Origin of the sequence: Pleomorphomonas sp. PLEO, from assembly GCF_041320595.1 — a bacterium.
Taxonomy (GTDB): domain Bacteria; phylum Pseudomonadota; class Alphaproteobacteria; order Rhizobiales; family Pleomorphomonadaceae; genus Pleomorphomonas.
Window position 1 is genome coordinate 38894 of sequence record NZ_CP166625.1, and the last position, 19961, is coordinate 58854.

At 65.7% G+C, this 19961-nt stretch carries 11 protein-coding genes; 5 read left to right on the forward strand and 6 right to left on the reverse strand.

Annotated elements, in window-relative coordinates; translation table 11 throughout:
- Positions 1 to 12: 12 nt before the first annotated feature.
- Positions 13 to 1209 carry a lytic murein transglycosylase gene (locus tag AB6N07_RS00170; protein WP_370675823.1) on the forward strand — a complete coding sequence of 399 codons (1197 nt, stop codon included), beginning with the start codon at positions 13 to 15 and terminating at the stop codon, positions 1207 to 1209.
- Complete coding sequence (gene hrpB / locus AB6N07_RS00175; protein WP_370675824.1) at positions 1206 to 3680, forward strand: ATP-dependent helicase HrpB; 2475 nt, start codon at positions 1206 to 1208, stop codon at positions 3678 to 3680. Before AB6N07_RS00170 ends, hrpB begins: the two co-directional genes overlap by 4 nt.
- Positions 3681 to 3711: 31 nt before the next feature.
- On the opposite strand, the gene AB6N07_RS00180 is transcribed toward hrpB, so the two are convergent.
- The 6 genes from AB6N07_RS00180 to AB6N07_RS00205 all read right to left on the reverse strand — a co-directional run bounded on the left by AB6N07_RS00180 (position 3712) and on the right by AB6N07_RS00205 (position 13273).
- Positions 3712 to 4761 carry a sulfate/molybdate ABC transporter ATP-binding protein gene (locus AB6N07_RS00180; protein ID WP_370675825.1) on the reverse strand — a complete coding sequence of 350 codons (1050 nt, stop codon included), beginning with the start codon at positions 4759 to 4761 and terminating at the stop codon, positions 3712 to 3714.
- Positions 4762 to 4772: 11 nt separating this feature from the next.
- Complete coding sequence (gene cysW, locus AB6N07_RS00185) at positions 4773 to 5693, reverse strand: sulfate ABC transporter permease subunit CysW (RefSeq protein WP_370675826.1); 921 nt, start codon at positions 5691 to 5693, stop codon at positions 4773 to 4775.
- The gene (gene cysT, locus AB6N07_RS00190; RefSeq protein ID WP_370675827.1) at positions 5686 to 6528 is read right to left on the reverse strand and encodes a sulfate ABC transporter permease subunit CysT; all 843 of its coding nucleotides are present in this window, start codon (positions 6526 to 6528) and stop codon (positions 5686 to 5688) included. Before cysT ends, cysW begins: the two co-directional genes overlap by 8 nt.
- Before the next feature lie 161 nt (positions 6529 to 6689).
- Entirely contained in the window at positions 6690 to 7709 is a 1020-nt protein-coding gene (locus AB6N07_RS00195; RefSeq protein ID WP_370675828.1) for a sulfate ABC transporter substrate-binding protein, read from the reverse strand.
- A 246-nt stretch (positions 7710 to 7955) separates the two neighbouring features.
- On the reverse strand, positions 7956 to 9407 hold the full coding sequence (locus AB6N07_RS00200; RefSeq protein ID WP_370675829.1) for a tetratricopeptide repeat protein: 1452 nt from the start codon (positions 9405 to 9407) through the stop codon (positions 7956 to 7958).
- Complete coding sequence (locus tag AB6N07_RS00205; RefSeq protein WP_370675830.1) at positions 9404 to 13273, reverse strand: tetratricopeptide repeat protein; 3870 nt, start codon at positions 13271 to 13273, stop codon at positions 9404 to 9406. Before AB6N07_RS00205 ends, AB6N07_RS00200 begins: the two co-directional genes overlap by 4 nt.
- 197 nt (positions 13274 to 13470) lie before the next feature.
- Between AB6N07_RS00205 and AB6N07_RS00210 the strand changes: the two genes are divergently transcribed.
- The 3 genes from AB6N07_RS00210 to AB6N07_RS00220 all read left to right on the forward strand — a co-directional run bounded on the left by AB6N07_RS00210 (position 13471) and on the right by AB6N07_RS00220 (position 19957).
- Positions 13471 to 14289 (forward strand): LOG family protein, encoded by an 819-nt coding sequence (locus AB6N07_RS00210; protein WP_370675831.1) that lies wholly within the window; start codon positions 13471 to 13473, stop codon positions 14287 to 14289.
- 73 nt (positions 14290 to 14362) lie between these two features.
- Positions 14363 to 17092, forward strand: coding sequence for a DNA mismatch repair protein MutS (mutS, locus tag AB6N07_RS00215; protein WP_370675832.1), 2730 nt, complete (start codon positions 14363 to 14365; stop codon positions 17090 to 17092).
- A gap of 93 nt (positions 17093 to 17185) precedes the next feature.
- A complete protein-coding gene (locus AB6N07_RS00220; RefSeq protein ID WP_370675833.1) occupies positions 17186 to 19957 on the forward strand; it encodes a [protein-PII] uridylyltransferase in 2772 nt (923 codons plus the stop codon).
- Positions 19958 to 19961 lie beyond the last annotated feature (4 nt).

Here is a 19961-nt window from a genome sequence, read left to right on the forward strand (position 1 = left end):
GAGGTTGTCTTCATGCGGTTTTCGGTTCCCGTCCTAACAGCGTTGGTTGTCGGGCTGCCGGTTCTCGCCACCCCCGGCCTTGCTGCGGATTGCAGCGCCAAGGGCGACGGCTTCGGCACATGGCTCGCCGGCTATTCGAAGACACTGGTCGACGCCGGTCTTCCCACTGATACGGTGCAATCGGCCCTCGCCGGCATCGCCTTCGATCCGGCAGTGATCAAGAAGGATCGGGGACAGGGCGTCTTCTCGCAGACCTTCACCGAGTTTGCCGGCCGCATGGTCAATAAGAATCGCCTGACGGTTGGTGCTCAGAAGATCAAGACCAATGCCGACCTGTTCGCTCGTATCCAGGCGCAATTCGGAGTGCCGGCCGAGGTGATCGTCGCGGTTTGGGGACTCGAGAGCGACTTTGGCGCCAATACCGGCGATTTCCCGACCCTGCAGTCGCTGGCGACCTTGGCCTATGACTGCCGCCGCCCCGTCATGTTCCAGAACGAGTTGCTAGACGCCCTCCAGATCGTGGCGCGCGGGGATCTTGCGCCCTCGGAAATGAAGGGCGCCTGGGCGGGCGAGCTTGGCCAGACGCAGTTCCTGCCCTCCAATTACCTTCGCTACGCCGTCGACTTCGACGGCGACGGCCGCCGCAACCTCATCAAGAGCGCACCGGACGTACTGGGTTCGACAGCCAACTACCTCCATTCGCTCGGTTGGCTGCCTGGGCAGCCTTGGCTTGTCGAGGTCAACATTCCCTCCAGCTTGCCGTGGGATCAGGCCGATCTGCCGATCAAGAAGCCGGTCGGCGAATGGCAGGCAATGGGTGTTCGGGCTGCGAACGGCTCCATTCCCGACGGATTGGCAGCGCTCTACCTGCCGATGGGCCGCTTCGGGCCGGCCTTCCTCGCCTACCATAACTTCGACGTCTATCTCGGCTGGAACGAGTCGCTGGTCTACTCGACGACCGCCGCCTATTTCGCAACCAGACTTGCCGGCGCGCCCCCGGTCGGTGCCGGCAACGGCAATGTTGAAGCGCTCGGTGCCTCCGACATCGCCTTCATTCAGGGCGCGCTCACGGCTCAGGGCTTCGACGCCGGCCCCAAGGATGGCAAGCTCGGCCAGCAGACGCGCGAAGCGGTGCGAGCCTTCCAACAGAAAGCCGGTCTGCCGGTCGACGGCTGGCCGGATTCGGCTTTGCTCCAGGCGCTCAGGTGACGTCGATACCAGTGCGCTGGTCGTCGCCGCTTCCCATCGACGCGGTGCTTGACGATATCCAAGCATCGCTCGACGGCAACCCGCGCCTCGTTCTTGTCGCCGCCCCAGGCGCCGGCAAGACGACGCGGGTGCCCCTTGCCCTTCTCGGAGCTCCGTGGCGGCGGCGTAAGTTGCTGGTCGTCGAGCCCCGCCGCCTCGCCGCTCGCGCCGCGGCGGCGCGCATGGCCGCCAGCCTCGACGAAGACGTCGGGCAGACGGTCGGCTACCGGGTTCGTATGGATTCGAAAGTATCGGCGAAGACGGTGATCGAGGTGATCACCGAGGGCGTGTTCACGCGGATGGTGGTCGAGGATCCACTGCTCGATGGGGTGTCGGCAGTCCTTTTCGACGAGTTCCACGAACGCTCGCTGGATGGCGACCTTGGTCTCGCGCTCGCCCTCGACGGCGCGACACTGAGGGAGGACCTGCGAATCGTCGTGATGAGCGCCACGCTCGATGGTGGTCGTGTAGCGAGCCTTCTGGGCGGCGCGCCGGTCATCGAAAGTGCCGGCCGCGCCTTTCCGGTAGAGACGCGGCACGTCGACCGCGATCCCCTCGCGCGCTTCGAGGACCAGATGGCGGAGGTGGCGCTCCAGGCACTCCGCGAGGAAGAAGGGTCCGCGCTGGTCTTCCTGCCAGGGCAGGCGGAAATTCGCCGTGTCGCCGAGCGGCTCGACGGACGTCTGCCAGCAGGCGTTCGCCTCGCCCCGCTCTACGGCGCTTTGACGAGTGGCGAACAGGATTTCGCCATCCGACCCTGCAGGTCTCCGGAGCGCAAGGTCGTGCTTGCCACGGCCATCGCCGAGACGTCGCTGACCATCGACGGCGTGCGCCTCGTCATCGACGGCGGCCTTGCCCGCGTACCCAAATACGAACCGGACACCGGCCTGACACGGCTCGAAACAGTGCGCGTCTCTCGCGCGTCGGCCGATCAGAGGCGCGGTCGTGCCGGCCGCACCGAGCCCGGTGTTTGCTGGCGCCTTTGGAGCGAAGGACAGACGGCGGCGCTTCAGCCTTATTCGACACCGGAGATCCTGGAAGCCGACCTCAGCCAACTCGTGCTCGACCTTGCGGCCGTTGGCATTCGCGATACGGCCACTCTCGCCTTTCTCGATCCACCTCCCAAGCCGGCGTGGAACGAAGCCGTGGAATTGCTCCGTGAGCTTGAGGCGATCGATGACGCGGGACGCATCACCGCCGAGGGCAAGGCGCTCGCCCGCCTGCCGCTGCCGCCGCGCCTTGCCCATATGATCCACCGCGCAGCGGACTTCGGCGCGACGCGGCTCGCCGCGGACATTGCCGTAATCCTGACAGAACAGGGACTCGGCGGCGAGTCCACCGATCTCGCCGACCGCCTGATGCGTTTCCGCGCCGATCGCGGTCAACGGGCTACCGACGCGCGGGCGATGGCAGCAAGATGGGCCAAGCTGGCGGCAGGAAGCGCTATCGCCGAAGCGCCGTCGCCGTCACCCGGCGCCATCCTTGCCCTCGCCTATCCCGACCGGATCGCCGAGGCACGCGGTCAGCGCGGCGCCTTTCGCCTGGCGAGCGGCCGTGGTGGCTTGGTCGAAGACTACGATCGACTGGCGAAGGAAGACTATATCGTCGTCGCCGATCTCTCGGGCAAAGCCGAGCGGGCGCGTATCCGGCTCGCGGCCGCCATTTCCCGCGACGAGGTCGAGACGCTTTTTGCCGAGCGGATAGTCGCTGAAACTTCCGTCCTGTTCGATTCCACGGCACGCGCTGTCCGCGCCCGCCGCGTCCGGCGGCTCGGAGCGGTGAAACTCGCCGAGGAGCCAATTGCCGCGCCGACCGGCCCAGAGACGAGTGCCGCGCTCCTGGCTGGCGTCAGCCGGACCGGCGTCGACCGCCTCGGCTGGTCGAAAGAGCAGCGGCGGCTCAGGGAGCGGGCTGGATTTCTCAACCGAACGGTGGGTGAGCCATGGCCGGATCTCACAGATGCCGCCCTGGCCGACAGGCTCAATGATTGGCTCGGGCCGTTCGTCGACGGTCTGACGCGACTCGACGAGATCGACGCAGCGCTGCTCGGCGCGGCCATCGACCGGCTTCTTCCCTTCGGGCTTCGGCAGGAAATGGATCGGCTGATGCCCAGCCATTTCGAAGCGCCGACCGGCAGCCGCGTGCCCGTCGACTATGGCGCCGACGGCGGGCCGGCCATCGAGATCCGGGTACAGGAACTGTTCGGTCTCGACCGTCACCCCGCGATTGCCGGTGGTCGAGTGCCGCTGACGCTGGTGCTGACCTCACCGGCCCACCGGCCGATTCAGACGACCAAGGACCTGCCCGGCTTCTGGCGTGGCTCGTGGAAAGACGTGGCGAAGGACCTTCGGGGGCGCTATCCGAAACACCCTTGGCCGGACGATCCGCTTGCTGCCGAACCGACCCGCCGCGCCAAGCCACGTGGCACCTGACGAACGCACATCCAGCGTGCCGTCGACATCCTCAGGCGGCACCAGAGAACAAGCCGGCCGCCCGGATCTCCAGCGCGGCGCGATCACCGATGCGGGGTGGCTCACGATCGGCCGGGGTCAGAGCTTCAATGACCGTGTCGGTCCCGTCGGCGCGGAAACCGACACGACGCGACGAGCCGGAGCGGTGCAACGATACCACCGTTGCCCAGAGGCCGTCGCCATCGCGGCGGAAGGCGACATGCTCGGGCCGAACGTAGAGCTTGGCCGGTCCGTCGAACAGAAGCGGTGGCAGCTTGGGAATAGTCACTTCCTGCTGGCCGACATAGGGACGGCCTTTGGTGATGTGGATATCGAGGCGGACCGATTCGCCGATGAAGTCGAAGACAAAGGGCGTCGCCGGCCGGTCATAGACGTCCTCGGGCGTACCTTCCTGCTCGATCCCGCCCGCGCTCATGACGACGACGCGGTCGGCGAGATCGAGCGCTTCTTCCTGGTCATGGGTCACGAACAGCGTGGTGTGACCGGTACGGTCGTGGAATTCCCTCAGCCACAGGCGCAGTTCCTTGCGGACCTTGGCGTCCAAGGCCCCGAACGGTTCATCGAGCAGGAGAACGCGCGGCTCAACCGCGAGCGCCCGGGCCAGCGCCACCCGCTGGCGCTGGCCGCCGGACAGCTGGCTCGGATAACGGCCGCCGTAATTTGGCAACTGAATCAGCGCGAGCAGTTCCTCGACCTTGGCCCGGATGGCCGCCGCCGTTGGCCGCGTCCGGCGTGGCCGCACCCTCAAGCCATAGGAGATATTGTCGGCGATGGTGAGATGCTTGAAGAGCGCATAGTGCTGGAAGACGAAGCCGATCTGCCGTTCCTGGACGCTTTTGAAGCTAGCGTCCTCACCGCCGAACAAGACCTGTCCGCCCGATGGAATCTCGAGCCCGGCGACGCAACGCAGCAGCGTCGTCTTTCCCGAGCCGGACGGGCCGAGCAACGCCAGAAGTTCACCGGAGGCGACCTTGAGATCGACGCCGTGCAGAGCCGCCGTCGTGCCGAAGGTCTTCGTGAGGTTGCGAATGTCGAGTTCCATCGGAGGCTCCGTCAGTGGCGGTGACCAGCGGCGAGATCGCTGGCATAGCGATGCTCCAGCCAGGACTTGATGCCGAGCGTCACCAGCGCCAGGGCGGCGAGCAGCGAGGCAACGGCGAAGGCGGCGACGAACTGATACTCGTTGTAGAGGATCTCTATGTGCAACGGCATGGTGTTGGTGTAGCCGCGGATGTGCCCAGAGACCACGGATACTGCCCCGAACTCACCCATGGCGCGGGCGTTACAGAGCAGCACGCCATAAAGCAGCGCCCATTTGACGTTGGGCAGCGTCACCGTCCAGAACATGCGGAAGCCGGAGGCGCCTAACGTCAGCGCCGCCTCTTCGTCGGTATTGCCCAGTTCCTCCATCAGCGGGATCAGCTCGCGGGCGATGAAGGGAAAGGTGACAAAGATCGTCGCCATGACAATGCCCGGCAGGGCGAAAATGATCTGAATGCCGGCTGACTGCAGCAGGCCGCCAAAGAGGCCGTGGCTGGCATAGAGCAGCACGTAGACGAGGCCGGCAACCACCGGCGACACAGAAAAGGGCAGGTCGATCAGCGTCACCAAAAAGGTCTTGCCGCGAAAATCGAACTTGGCGATCGCCCAGGCAGCGGAAACGCCAAAGACGAGATTGGCCGGCACGGCGATGACGGCCACCACCAGCGTCAGGATGATGGCGTCGAAGGCGGCCGGATCGGCGAATGCCTGAAGAAAGGCACCGGTCCCTTTCCGGAAAGCCTCCATGAAAACCGTGATGAGCGGCAACAGCAGGAACAGGCCGAGAAAGCCCACCGCCAGCGCGATCAGCAGGCGCCTGACCCACGGCGCCTCCTCGGTCGGCAATCGGCGGCGCGGCGGACTGGCAACCACCGATCCGGCGACGGCCGTTTCTTCAAGCGATGCGGCGAGCGCGACGGAACTGTCAGACATGACCATACCTCGCGCGCGCCCGGGCTTGGATCAAATTGATGACGAGAAGGGTTGCGAAACTGACCGTCAGCATGATGGCGGCAACGGCCGTGGCGCCGGCATAGTTGAACTCTTCAAGCTTGATGATGATGAGCAGCGGCGCGATTTCCGAGACATAGGGAATATTGCCGGCGATGAAGATCACCGATCCATATTCACCGACCGCCCGGGCGAAGGCCAGCGCGAAACCGGTCAGAATGGCCGGACTTAACACCGGCAGCACCACCGAGGCGATGGTTCTGAGCCGACCGGCGCCAAGCGTCGCGGCGGCCTCTTCAAGTTCGCGATCAACCTCGGCGAGCACCGGTTGCACCGTGCGGACGATGAACGGCAGACCGACGAAGACCAGCGCCAGAAAGATACCGAATGGCGTGAAGGCGATCTTGAGACCGACAATGGCCGCGATGGAGCCGATCCAGCCTTTCGGGGCATAAAGCGCGGTCAAGGCGATACCGGCCACCGCCGTCGGCAAGGCGAAGGGCAGATCGATGATGGCATCGAAGAAGCGGCGACCTGGGAAGTCGTAGCGCACCAGCACCCATGCGATCAGCAGACCGAAGGGCACGTTGAAGGCCGCCGCCGCGAAGCTGGTCACGAAAGACAGCCTCAGCGCCGACAGCGTGCGGCCGTCGAGCGCCAAGGCAATTATCTCATGTGCCCCCAGCGAAGAAGCCCGGAAAAGCAGGGCGCCAAGTGGAAGGAGCACGATCACCGACAGATACAGGATCGTGAAGGTGATGGTCAGGCGAAAGCCCGGCAGGACGCTCGGCTTGACGAAGAGCACGTTCGGGGTCATCGGCCTCGCTTTCGGAGGAAGCCGGCGGACGGGGGGTACCCGGTCCGCCGGCGGCAAGGTCTCGTTCTGTCAAAGGAAAGAGAAATCCAGGCGGCGCCGTTGCAATCCACATGGCAATCCCTCCACTCATCGGCACCGGCGAGAACGGCCGGCAATGTCGGTCATTGTGCAGGCTTGTAGATCTGGTCAAACACGCCGCCATCGCCGAAATGATAGGGCTGCGCCTTGGCCCAGCCGCCGAACAGCGGATCATCGATGCTGACCAGCTTCAGCTGAGGGATCGACTTCAGAAGCGCGGGATCGACCAGGTTCGGCTCGGACGGGCGATAGTGATACTTGGCAGCGAGCGTCTGCCCCTCGGCCGAGTAGAGATACTCGAGATAGGCGCGCGCCTCCTTCTCGGTGCCGTTGGTCTTGGCGTTGCCCTCGACAACGGCGACCGGCGGCTCTGCCAGGATCGACTGCGGGGGTATCACGATGTCGAATTTGTCGGCGCCGAATTCGTCGAGCGCCAGGAAAGCCTCGTTCTCCCAGGCGAGCAGCACATCGCCCAACTCGCGCTGTGCAAAAGTAACGGTCGATCCACGCGCACCAGTGTCGAGCACCGGCACATGCTTGTAGAGGGTCGCGACGTAATCGCGAATCTTCGCCTCGTCACCGCCATACTGGCCAGCGGCCCAGGCCCAGGCGGCAAGGTAGTTCCAGCGCGCTCCTCCCGAGGTCTTCGGGTTGGGGGTGATCACTTCGATGCCGTCCTTGACGAGGTCACCCCAGTCATGGATGCCCTTGGGGTTCCCCTTGCGAACCAGGAAGACGATGGTCGAAGTGTACGGGGCGGAATTGTGCGGCAGCTTGCCACGCCAATCGGCCGGGATTTTGCCTGTCTTCTCGACGATGGCGTTGATGTCGCTTTCGAGCGCCAGCGTCACCACATCGGCCGGCAGCCCATCGATGACGGCGCGCGCCTGTTTGCCCGAGCCGCCGTGAGAGGCGCGAATGGCGATATCCTCGCCCGTCTCGGCCTTCCAATGCGCCGCGAAGGCCGCATTGTAGGCCTCGTAGAACTCGCGCGTCGGATCGTATGAAACGTTGGTCAGCGTCACCGCCATGGCGGGAGCGGCGAGGACGAGCGGTGCCGCGACCACGGCGGCGAACAGTCCCAGAAGTTTCGAGCCTCTCATGCGTCCAGTCTCCAGCCTTAAGCGATGATGTTCATCGCGCCTATCCGGGAGCTTCGGCAGCTGTTGGCCCCTAAGGCCTCCCGACAGGCTGAAATCCTAAAAGGACAGCTTCAATTGGCAAGAGATACCATTCCCTCCGAAATGGTCGATTTGTAAAATTTCATTTCATTATTGTCGCCGATTACGCGACTCGAGGCAACATGCTTCCGAGAAGCCATGGCTTTGCGGTGGGATTTTCCTTTGCCATCAGCGGCGAACCAAGTCGCGGACGCGATGGATGACCTCCGCGAGCAAAGCAGCAAGCGGCTTCTCCGGCTGCTGTCTCAGCAAAGACAGCGACGGATAGCGAGGCGTCTTTTCCCCCTCCAGCCGCCAGACCCAACTGGCCGCGGCGGGAAGCAGTGCAACGCCCGGCCGTCCGAGCGCGCCAGCCAGGCGAAGCGACAGACCGTCGATGGCGATAATGGCATCGATCCGGCTGATCAGAGCGGCGCAGTCGACCCGAGCGTCGACGCCGGCCTCGAAATCGGGGCCGGGATGCTCGATGCGGACCGGTGGATCGGCGACCTCCCAGCCGGACGGCGTTGACGAGCGGGCAAGCATGGTCGATGGCACCCGCTCGAGAGCGACAAAGCGCAGGTCACCGATACCGGCGAGCGGCGCGAGATCGTCGAGCCGAAGACCGCCGCCCCAGACAAGGCCAATGGCCGGCTTGCCACGGCCGAGGTCCAGCCGCGCGCTCCAGCGGTCCGCGAGCATTGGCTCGGCGGCGAGCAGTGAGCCGGTTGGGACGAAGCTGCCGGCGGTGAGCCCAAGGCGATGTGGCAGGCCGACGAGCGGCGCAGCGGCGCCAGCGGCCCTAACCCAATCGCCGACATCATCGTTGTCAGCAACGACGTGGCCGACGCCCTCGATCGACGAAGCGAGGCGAACGAAAGGCTTCGGCGCCACCAGCACGAGGTAGGCGGCCAATGACCGGGCAAGCGGCAACACGGACGCGAAGGTGATGAGGTCAAGCGGATCGGGGCCGGTCCAAACGAGGAGCGGACGATCAAGCGGAGCCCCATCCCACACCGGCAGCCGGGCCGCCCAGGGCGGACAAGTGGCCACCCCATCAAGGTCGGCAAAGCCGCCGGCCATGTCACCGAGCGACAAGAGCGCCGCCGCTCGGTCGGCATGCGGACGAGATTCGCCTGTCCGCCGGAAAGCCTCGACCGCCGCCAGCGGGCGACCGGCAGCGACCAGGGCCGAACCGAGGCCGCTCAGGGCATGCGGCTCGGCCGGGTCAAGCCGCAACGCCGCATCGAAAGCCGAAACCGCGCCGTCGGCATCGCCGGCGGCAAGGCGCGCCACGCCGAGGCGGGCGGCGAGGCGCGCGTCGAGCGGTTTGGCGGCACGGGCTCGTTCGAAGGCAGCCGCGGCTTCCGGCAAGCGAGAGGTCGCGGCAAGCGCCTCGCCAAGCGCGGCGGCGATATCGGCGCGGCCGGGCTCGGTGCGATCGGCACGCGTCAGGAATATGACGGCGCGCGCATGATCGCCATTGGCACGGGCGGCGGTGGCGGCCCCCAGCATGGCCGGCACATGGTCCGGCGCCCGCACGAGAGCCACCTCATAGAGGGCGACCGCCTCGATCCATTTGTGAGTGGCTTCGGCAGCGGCGGCACGGGCCAGCAGTTGATCAACGACCGTTTCTGTCACGACGCCGGCCTTTCGGGAAGGAGACCGCGCAGGACACCGACGAGGTCGCCACCCCGTTGCACGAAGCGGGCTTCGGGATACCAGAGCGTACCGCCCTCCCCCGCCCAAAGCCAGTCGGCCGAGGATGGATCGATCACGACTGTCGGCCGGCCAAGGGTGGCGGCAAGATGGGCGGTAGCCGAGACGGGAGCAATCACCGCATCGAGCGCCGCCATCGCCGCCGCCATTTCGACGAAGCCGCCAAGCCGATCGCCCAGCGGTTCGACAACGAGTCCATTCGGCAGCACGGCGAGCGAAGCCCGGCCAGCGCGGCGATCAAGGGCGAACAGGCGGATGCCCTGGAGGTCGGCAAGCGGGGCGAGAAGCGAGGCGTCCGCGGCGTTCCGCCAATAAAGGCCGATAGCAGTCCGGCCGTCGCCGCCGAAGAATTGCCGCCAAGCATCAATTCGCAAGGGATCTGGCCGGAAAAGGGCGGGTGGCGGCAGGCTTGTCCGTTCGGTGCCGAACACATGCGGCAGGCTTCGAAGCGGCACCTCCAGATCGTAGGGCGGCAGACGCCGCCCCTGCTCGACCACCGTGACCTGACCGCCAAGATCAAGCCGGCGGAACAGATCGGTAAGAGCCGGGCGCACCTCAAGAACGAGCCGAGGCCCATTCGCCATGAACTGCGGCAGGAAGCGGGCAAAGGCGATGTCCAGCCCAAGATCGCGTTCGCCATGAACGAGCAGCGTTCGATCGCGAATATCCTCGCCAGTCCAGCGAGCTGCTGAAAAACGTCGCGGCAATAGTTCGGCAGCTTGCCAGCGTATCTCCGAGCGAGCAAAGCCACGCTGGTAGTCGCCGGCCATCAGCAGCGCCTCCGCTTCGTCCATCAAGAGCTCGGGGTCGGTCGGCGCCAGCGCCACGGCGCGACCATAACAACCGAGAGCCTCAACCGTGCGACCAAGCGCCACCAGAGCCTTGCCAACAGTACGATGGGCACGAGCGAGGTCGGGCCGGAGTTCGACTGCCCGCTCGGCATGGGCAAGCGCCTCTTCGAGGCGACCATCGAGCCGTTCGGCATCCGAGAGTTCGACGAGCCGCTCGGCGGTCGGCGCCTCGGCCACCAGCGCGGCAAGAAGGCTTCCAGCTCGCTCGCGTTCGCCGATCCGCAGAAGGGCCGAGGCGAGTTTCTCCCGCAGTTCCGGCTCGGCGGTCCCGGCGGCAATGGCGTCGCCCAGCAGCAGGACGGCGCGATGATCGTCGCGGCTGGCGAGCGCGGCGAGACCGGCGCGCGCGAGCGCCGCCACCGGCCGCGGGAAGAACTCATCGCCTTCTAAAGAAGCGTCGATGGCCGGCGCTGGGTCGGCACGGAAAGGAACGGCACGGTCGCCGGCCGCGAAGGCGGCAAGTGCCACGACGAGGCGGGAAAGTCGGTCGGATTCTCCCTCCCCGGGACGGTGGCGAAAAAGGCGCGTGGCCGGGAACCAGGGCGTTCGACCGTCTTTTTCCAGCCAGAGCCAATCATCGCGGTCCGGGCCGATGACAAAGGCGGGGCGACCGAGGGCGCCGGCCAATACGGCGATTGGGCTACCCGCGAGCGCGACTACGGCGTCAATATTCGGAAGGGCGGCGGCAATCTTGTCGAGCTCCGACTGACCGATGGCAAGCGGCCATGCATTTGGCAGGCGCGCTGTGGCCCCAGCGTCGAGGGCGACGAAGGTGACCCCGGGCAGCGCGGCGAGCAGCGCCATATCGACCGAAGTAGCCAGACCGTCGAGCGCCAAGCCGACACGGAAACCTTCGAGATGGGCGAATGTCCGTGCCACGTTAGTCACGGCAACCGGATCGGATGCGAGATAGCGGCGCGGCGCCGGCAACCCATCCATGGTGAGGCCAAACAGAGCCGGCAGGCTCATCACGCGGAGGGCGAAGTCACTACCCTGCGCCTTGCCCATGCCGTCGATCCCGTCGGCGTAGGCCAGCAAAGGCGCCAGTTCGTCCGCGCCATCGACGCGAACGGTTGTCGCGCCCGCCGCCTTGAGCATGGGAGCAAAGCGCAGGAAACGTAACAGCACCCCCGCGTCGCCTTCGGCAGCAAGGATCACATCTCGACCGGCGAGGTCGGCGAGGGCTGGAAGAGCCCGCGCTTCGCCATGCCGGCACTCAAATTCGACAAGGCCGGTGGCAAAGTCGCCAGAGGCCAACAGCAGTTCGCCGAGAAAGGCGCGGGTGGCTGGGGACGAGCGGCGAGCAACGAGACGACGCAGGACGTCGATCGCCTCACGGGTGCGGCCGACTGTGGCGAGGGCGCGAGCAAATTCCATTGCCGCTTCGGTGTGACTACCGTCGCGGGCCACGGCAGACCCAAGGAAATGCAGGGCAAGCCCAGTCTCGCCGGCCGTTGCCGCGAGACGCCCGAGACCGAGGCGGGCGTCGGCGCCATCTTGAACAATGACAGCCCGTTCGAAAGCGCGGGCAGCGGCGCGGGTATCGCCAAGCTTCCTCAGTGCCTCTCCCCAAGCCACAAGCAGATCGGTCCGGTGGGGCGCCGTCTTTACCGCCTGTCGGAGGGCAAACTCCGCTCTGGGCTGGTCACCGAGTTCGATGAGAGCGGCGGCGCGTGCCATCAGCGCATCAATGGAGGACGGATCAATGCTGGATGCCTGCTCGGCGTGCTGGAGCGCCGAGGCGGGGTTGCCCCGCTCGAGGTCGCGGCGGGCGGCAAGGAGCAGCAGCGGAGCATGGCGCGAGCCGATGGAAAGCCCGGCGTCAAGCACTCGATTGGCATCGGCCACCTCGCCAACGCGGAACAATAGCCCAGCAAGCCGCGCCCAAGCCTCCGGGACCGCCGGGGCGAGCGCCACCAGGCGCGCGGCAAATGGCAGAGCGGCACGGGCGGCGGCGGCGCCATCGACCCCCTCGGCGGCGGCGGCGAGCCGGTTGAGGGCAGCGACGACGGATAACCCCGGCGTGGCGAGCGCCTTTGCCTCCGATGTCAATGCATTAGCGACACCCAGCCAGTCCGCTCCTTCAGCGCGAAACAGGCGCGCGCCAGGATACCAGCGACTGAACTGACCTTGGCATCCCCACATCCAATGCGGCGCATCGTCGAGCAGCAGCCACAATGGCGCACCGGCAACGCCAGCGGCATGGGCCACCGGACCATCGGTTGCCACAACGAGGTCGAGGCCGGCGAGTGTGGCGGGATTGAACTCGACCACCTGGCCGCCGAGCTTCCTGGCCGCCGCCTGATCAAGTGCCACCAGGCGGAAGGCGGGAAAGGCTTGGCGAAGCACCGGTATGACGCTCTCCGCTGTCATCTCGGTCCCCCTGCCCCATGGCGACGCGCCCAAGGCGAGCCCAATAGCCATCCCTTTGTGTTGCAACGGCAACAAGATGGGCGGCGGCACGTCGTCCGGCGAAAGGCCAAGCACACATGGCGCGGAGGCAAGCGGCAAGATGAGATCATGCGGCGGCAGCGAGGCAACACCGACGAGTGGCACGCCGCCAAAAGCGGGGGCGAAGGGCGAAAGCCATTCCAGTTGCTCAGCGGGAACCGCCAGCGTCAGCGACAATACGCGAGCGGCAAGTTTCGGCAAGAAACGGGCAAAGGCGAGCGTGTCGCACTCGTCCTCCTCGGCGAGCACGACGACGCGAGCCGCTGGCGATCGCGCGCCGTTCCAGCGCGGCCGGTCGGATGGTGCTAACAAGGGGCGGCGCTCAAAATCGGCGAAACCTTCCGCCCAGTTCCCATCGGCGAGCGCAAGCCGCGCCGCGTCCAGGCGAGAGGATGTCGCGGCATCCAGTGCCCGTGTCTGGCGGTCCTCATCGATCGTCAGGTCTTCGTCCAGTTTAAGCTCCAGATGCCACCGCCGTTGGTTCAAGCCCTCTCCATGGAGCGAACAGCCTGATTCGGGGAACATTATATCCGCTCCCGCCCGTCCCCAGACGGCAGTGACGACACCAGCCGACGCGTTCGTGCCACAGTACGGCCTCGTTTCAACGTTCCTTAACAAGCCGATCCCTATGCTCACCTTCCCGCCTTTTTCCGGCCGGACGGCTGGAATCCAGGACTGACCCAATGACCGACATCGCTGATAATACCGCCCAGAAGACCTCGAAGGCCTTCGTCCTGCCCGCCGTCGACAGCGATTATCTCCTGTCGGACTCGATGCGCGGCGTCCGCTTCATGCTGGAGTATTCCAAAGCAGAGCAGACCCTGAAGGCTTGGGGCATTCGTTCGACGCTCGTGGTATTCGGTTCGGCCCGCGTCCATGAAAACGGCGATCCTTTGCATAATCGCTGGTATGGGACGGCACGCGAATTCGGCCGCATTGCCTCCGAGCGCGGCGGCGCCGTCAATCGCACCGACGGCTTCTTCGACAATGTCATCGCGACCGGCGGCGGCCCAGGCATCATGGAGGCTGCCAATCGTGGCGCCCGCGACGCCGGTGCGCCCACCATCGGCTTCAACATTACCTTGCCGCACGAGCAGGAACCCAACGCCTATACGACGCCGCAGCTCACTTTCCGGTTCCACTACTTTGCCATGCGCAAGATGCACCTTGCGATGCGCGCCAATGCCCTGGTGGTTTTCCCCGGCGGCTTCGGCACCTTCGACGAACTGTTCGAACTCCTCACTCTGACCCAGACGCACAAAGGCACCCGCATCCCGGTCGTGCTAGTCGACGGCGAATATTGGCACAAGGTCATCAACTTCGACGCCTTGGCCGATTACGGCATGATCAACCGCGAGGACATCGGTCTCGTTCACTTCGCCGAGACGGCCGAGGAAATCTGGGGCTATCTCGCCTCCGAAAACCTCGGATCGCACCGCAACCGCGACAAGGCCCGATATGGTGAGGGCGTGCTGACCCGCCCTTCCCCCGTGCCGGAATGACGAGCTGGATAACCGCGCCGATCGGACAATTGCCGCGTGAAAAGCGGCGCGGGCTTTGTTAGCTTCCGCCCCCATGACCGACGCGCAAGCTCTCCCCGACGACCGGACCAACGACGTGGCGACGCCCGCCATGGCGCAGTTCATCGAGATCAAGGCGGCCAACCCCGATTGTCTCCTATTCTACCGGATGGGCGACTTCTACGAGATGTTCTTCGAAGATGCCGAGGTCGCCTCCCGCGCCCTAGGCATCACTCTGACCAAGCGCGGCAAATATCGCGGCGAGGACATCCCGCTCTGCGGCGTACCGGTGCATGCCGCCGACGACTACCTCCAGCGCCTCATCGCCCTTGGCATTCGCGTCGCCGTCTGCGAGCAGATGGAGGATCCGGCGGAGGCCAAGAAGCGCGGTTCGAAGTCGGTGGTGCGGCGCGATGTCGTCCGGCTCGTCACGCCCGGCACGCTCACCGAGGACAACCTCCTCGACGCCCGCCGTTCCAATTACCTCGCCGCCGTCGCCCGCCAGAAGGGAACGGACAGCACCGCCGATAGCTTCGCCGTCGCCTGGGCCGACATGTCGACCGGCGCCTTTCGCTTGGCCGAGACCAGCGCCGCCGCCCTGCCGGCGCTGCTCGCCCGCATCGAGCCGCGCGAGCTGGTCGCCGCCGATGGCCTGTTCGACGATGACGAGCTAAGGCGTACCTTCAAGGCAGCGAGCCCGGCCGTGGTGCCGCTGCCGCGCGCCTTCTTCGACGCCGCCACCGCCGAGCACCGACTTGCCGACTTCTTCTCCGTCGCTTCGCTCGATGCGTTCGGCAGCTTCACCCGGCTGGAGCTGATCGCCGCCGCCGCCATCGTCGCCTATGTCGATAAGACGCAGATCGGCAATCGTCCGCCGCTCGACCCGCCAGCCCGCGAAAGCCTTGGCGGCGCGCTGGCCATCGACGCGGCGAGCCGAGCGAACCTCGAGCTCTCTCGCACGCTGTCCGGCGAGCGGCGCGGTTCGCTGCTGCACGCCATCGACCGCACGGTGTCAGGCGCCGGGGCTCGCCTTCTCGCCGACCGGCTCGCCGCGCCGCTCGCCGATCCCGACGCCATCCGCGACCGGCTCGATGCCGTCGACTTCTTCCTCGCCGAGACGACGCTCAGGGCGCGGCTGCGCCGGGATCTGGCCGGCGTTCCCGACATGGCCCGCGCGCTGACCCGCATCAGTCTCGATCGCGGCGGCCCGCGTGATCTCGCCGCCATTGCCGGCGGGCTCAGGGCCGCGGCTCAGCTGGCCAACGACCTCCGAGATGCCGGCGGCGCGGGTTCCGAGATCGACCGCATCGCCCTTGGGCTCGAAGCGGCGCCCGCCGATCTTGCCGACCGGCTCGCCGCCGCGCTTGACGATGAGCTACCGCTCCTGAAACGCGACGGTGGCTTCGTGCGCCAAGGCTTCCGTTCCGGCCTCGATGAAGCGCGCGCCTTGCGCGACCAGAGCCGGCAGGTCATTGCCGCTCTTCAACAGACTTACGCCGAAACCAGCGGCATCAAGTCGCTGAAGGTGAAGCATAACGGCGTGCTCGGCTATTTCATCGAGGTGGCGCCGAATTACGCCCAGGCGATGACCAGCGAACCGTTGAACCGGCTGTTCATCCATCGGCAGACGCTGGCTGGCGCCATGCGCTTTTCGACGACCGAACTCTCCGAACTCGAAGGCCGCATCGCCTCGGCAGCCGAGCGAGCGCTCGCCATCGAACTGTCCGTCTTTGCCGAGCTGGCACGGGCGACCATGGAGGCTGGCACCGCCATCAAACGGGCGGCCGACATGCTGGCGGCCCTTGACGTCGCTACCGCGCTCGCCGAACTCGCCGCCGCCGAGGGTTACGTTCGGCCGCGTGTCGACGACAGCCTCACGTTCCGCATCGACGGCGGCCGCCATCCGGTGGTCGAGCAGATGCTGCGCGAGGAAGGCGGCTCCTTCGTTGCCAACGGCTGCGATGTCGGCGGCGAAACCGCTGGCAAGCTGTGGCTGGTCACCGGCCCCAACATGGCAGGTAAGTCGACCTTCCTCCGGCAGAACGCGCTGATCGCCGTGCTGGCCCAGATCGGTTCCTTCGTACCCGCCAAGTCGGCGCACATCGGCGTTGTCGACCGGCTGTTCTCGCGCGTCGGCGCCGCCGACGACCTGGCACGCGGTCGCTCCACCTTCATGGTGGAGATGATCGAGACGGCGGCCATCCTCAACCAGGCGGGGCCGCGCTCCTTCGTCATTCTCGATGAGATCGGCCGTGGCACCGCCACCTATGACGGCCTGTCCATTGCCTGGGCGACCATCGAGCACCTGCATGAGGCCAACCGCTGTCGCACACTGTTCGCGACGCACTATCACGAGCTGACCGCTCTGTCGGAGCGGCTGCCGCGCGTCGTCAACGCCACCGTCAAGGTGAAGGAATGGCGCGGCGACGTGGTGTTCCTGCACGAGATCGTGCCCGGATCGGCCGACCGCTCCTATGGCATCCAGGTGGCCAAGCTGGCCGGCTTACCGCGACCGGTGATCGAGCGGGCGCGTTCCGTGCTCGCCGAACTCGAGAAATCCGGCGGTAACAATGCCGCGTCGATGCTCGACGACCTGCCCCTGTTCTCCCAAGCCCGCCATCCGGCCGTGCCAGCGCCGATCGAGGCGGCTGCCGACCCGGCGGAAGCGGAACTCCTCGCGGCGCTCGACGGGCTGGCGCCAGACGAACTCAGCCCCCGCGAAGCGCTCGAGGCGATTTATCGCTTGAAAGCCCTCCGGGCGGGAATCGGACGAGCGCATGGTTGATTGTTCGGTTGGCGCCGACTATTCGATTTTATTGCCGGCTGCGCTTTCGAGCATCCCTGCCGCGCCTGCCTCCTCCGAAGGTGATTGCCGACGATGACCAAGCTCCCGGAAACCGCCTCTTTGATCAACGAGAAGGCGCTCGGTGAAGAAATGGCCGCAATCGCCGGCCGGGCAGCAGCAGCCGGTTCCGACCCACGACCGGAATTGCTCGCCGCCCTGAAGCAGGCGAACCTGGATGGACGTGCGGTTGCCCGCGATATTCTCATCCGCGACCGCGATGGCGTCGGTTGCGCGCGCCGCCTGTCGGCGCTCGTGGATTCGTTGATCCGTGTCCTCTACGAGTACACGGTGAGCAGCGTGTTCCCCGGAGGGCGGGAGGAGAAGATCGCCATCATCGCTGTCGGTGGCTATGGCCGCGCGACGCTGGCGCCATCGTCCGACGTCGATCTTCTTTTCCTGTTGCCGCCGAAATCGCAGCCGCTTGCCGACAAGGTGCTGGAGCACATCCTTTATTTTCTCTGGGATGTCGGCTTCAAGGTCGGTCATTCGACGCGGCGCGTCGACGACTGCATCAAGCTCGGCCGCGCCGACATGACCATCCGCACGGCGCTGCTCGAGGCGCGCTGGATCCTCGGCGACAAGGGCCTCTACGCCGAGATGACTACCCGCTTCGACAACGAGGTGGTCAAAGGCACAGGCACCGAGTTCATCCAGGCCAAGCTCGCCGAGCGCGACGAGCGGCACCGGCGGGCTGGAACCTCGCGCTATCTCGTCGAGCCCAACGTCAAGGACGGCAAGGGTGGGCTTCGCGATCTGCATACGCTGTTCTGGATCGCCAAATACTTCTATCGCGCCTCGACCGCCGACGAATTGGTCAAACAGGGCATCTTCGCACGCAAGGAGCTTAACCGCTTCCGCAAGTGCGAGGAGTTTCTATGGGCCGTGCGCTGCAACCTCCACTTCGTTACCAACCGGGCCGACGACCGGCTGGGCTTCGATAACCAACGGGAAATCGCCGAGCTTCTTGGCTATCAGCTCCATCCCGGCCTTGAGCCGGTCGAGCGTTTCATGAAGCACTACTTCCTGGTGGCAAAAGACGTCGGCGACCTCACGCGCATTTTCTGCGCCGCCCTTGAAGAGATGCACGCCAAGCCGAAGCCGATGCTCGACCGGGTGCTGCATCATACGTTCCGGCGGCGCAAGAAGTCGCTGCCCGGAACGCCGCAGTTCATCATCGACAACGACCGCCTGTCGGTGATCGACGATGGCGTGTTTGAGCGCGATCCAGTCAACCTTCTCAGGATCTTCGCGGTCGCCGCTCGCAACGACCTCGACTTCCAACCGGACGTCTTGAAGCTGATCACACGCTCGTTGCGCTTGATCGACGCCGACCTCCGCGAAAACGAGGAAGCCAACCGGATCTTCCTCGACGTGCTCGCCTCCAAGAAGCACGCGGAGACCGTGCTCAGGGCGATGAACGAGACCGGCGTGCTCGGTCGTTTCGTCAACGAGTTCGGCCGCGTCGTGGCGATGATGCAGTTCAACATGTATCATCACTATACCGTCGACGAGCACACTCTCAGGGCTATCGGTCTTTTGACCCAGATCGAGCGCGGCGAGGACCAGGGCGAGCATCCGCTCGCAACCGAGCTGTTCCCGGTGATCGCCAACCGCAACGTGCTCTATCTCGCGCTGTTCCTGCACGACATTGCCAAGGGACGCGTGGAGGACCATTCGATTGCCGGCGCCAAGATCGCCCGTCGCCTCGGGCCGCGCTTTGGCTTTTCGCCAGCCGAAACCGATCAGTTGGCCTGGCTGGTCGAGAATCATCTGGTGATGTCGATGATCGCCCAGTCGCGCGACCTTTCCGACCGCCAAACCATTCGCGACTTCGCCGCCGTGGTGCAGACGGTGGAACGGCTGCGAATGCTGCTGATGCTGACCATCGCCGACATCAAGGCGGTTGGCCCCGGCGTCTGGAACGGCTGGAAGGGGCAACTCCTCCGGACGCTCTATTACGAGACCGAGCCCTACCTCCTGGGCGGCCACTCCAAGCTGTCGCGCGACCAGCGTGTCGCCGCTGCCAAGGCGGAACTCGCCGCCGAACTCACCGACTGGAGCGAAGCGGATCTGTCAGACTATGGCCGCCGCCACTTCCCGCCCTACTGGCTGCGCGTCGACCTGCCGGAGAAGGTGATGCACGCGCGCCTCCTGAAGTCGATGGAGGGTACCGGCCGGCGGCTTGCCACCGCCTATTCGACCAAGAAGTTCGAGGCGATCACCGAGCTTGTCGTGGTGGCGCCTGACCACCCACGGCTTCTGTCGACCATTACCGGGGCTTGCGCGGCAGCCGGCGTCAATATCGCCGATGCCCAGATCTACACCACCAACGATGGTCTCGCCCTCGACACCATTCTGATCAACCGCGAATTCCCCGATGACGCCGACGAGTTCCGCCGCGCCGACCGCGTGCTGAAGGTGATCGAGGCGGCGCTGGAAGGTCGCGAGAAGGTGCCGGAAATCGTTGCTCGCCGCGTCGGCCAGCGCAAGCCGAGCAAAGCTTTCCGCGTGCCGACCGACATCAAGTTCGACAATGCGTTGTCGGAAACCCTCTCCGTGCTGGAAGTTTCCTGCCTCGATCGTCCGGGGCTTCTCTATGACGTGACGACGGCGATGAGCGATCTCAACCTCAACATCGCCTCGGCGCATATCGCCACCTTCGGCGAACGGGTCGTCGACGTGTTCTATGTCACAGACCTCACCAAGCTGAAGATCCAGTCCGGCGCCAAGCAGGCCGCGATACGCAGGCGCATCCTCGCCGCCGTCGTGGGCGAGGAGCCACATCCGCCCAAGAAGGCAGCCTGAGGAA

What these genes read in the sequence shown, in the direction of transcription:
- AB6N07_RS00170 (WP_370675823.1), top strand. Translation starts at nt 13, where the DNA reads ATGCGGTTTTCGGTTCCCGTCCTAACAGCGTTGGTTGTCGGGCTGCCG.
- AB6N07_RS00180 (WP_370675825.1), bottom strand. Translation starts at nt 4,761, where the DNA reads ATGGAACTCGACATTCGCAACCTCACGAAGACCTTCGGCACGACGGCG.
- cysW (WP_370675826.1), bottom strand. Translation starts at nt 5,693, where the DNA reads ATGTCTGACAGTTCCGTCGCGCTCGCCGCATCGCTTGAAGAAACGGCC.
- cysT (WP_370675827.1), bottom strand. Translation starts at nt 6,528, where the DNA reads ATGACCCCGAACGTGCTCTTCGTCAAGCCGAGCGTCCTGCCGGGCTTT.
- AB6N07_RS00195 (WP_370675828.1), bottom strand. Translation starts at nt 7,709, where the DNA reads ATGAGAGGCTCGAAACTTCTGGGACTGTTCGCCGCCGTGGTCGCGGCA.
- AB6N07_RS00210 (WP_370675831.1), top strand. Translation starts at nt 13,471, where the DNA reads ATGACCGACATCGCTGATAATACCGCCCAGAAGACCTCGAAGGCCTTC.
- mutS (WP_370675832.1), top strand. Translation starts at nt 14,363, where the DNA reads ATGACCGACGCGCAAGCTCTCCCCGACGACCGGACCAACGACGTGGCG.
- AB6N07_RS00220 (WP_370675833.1), top strand. Translation starts at nt 17,186, where the DNA reads ATGACCAAGCTCCCGGAAACCGCCTCTTTGATCAACGAGAAGGCGCTC.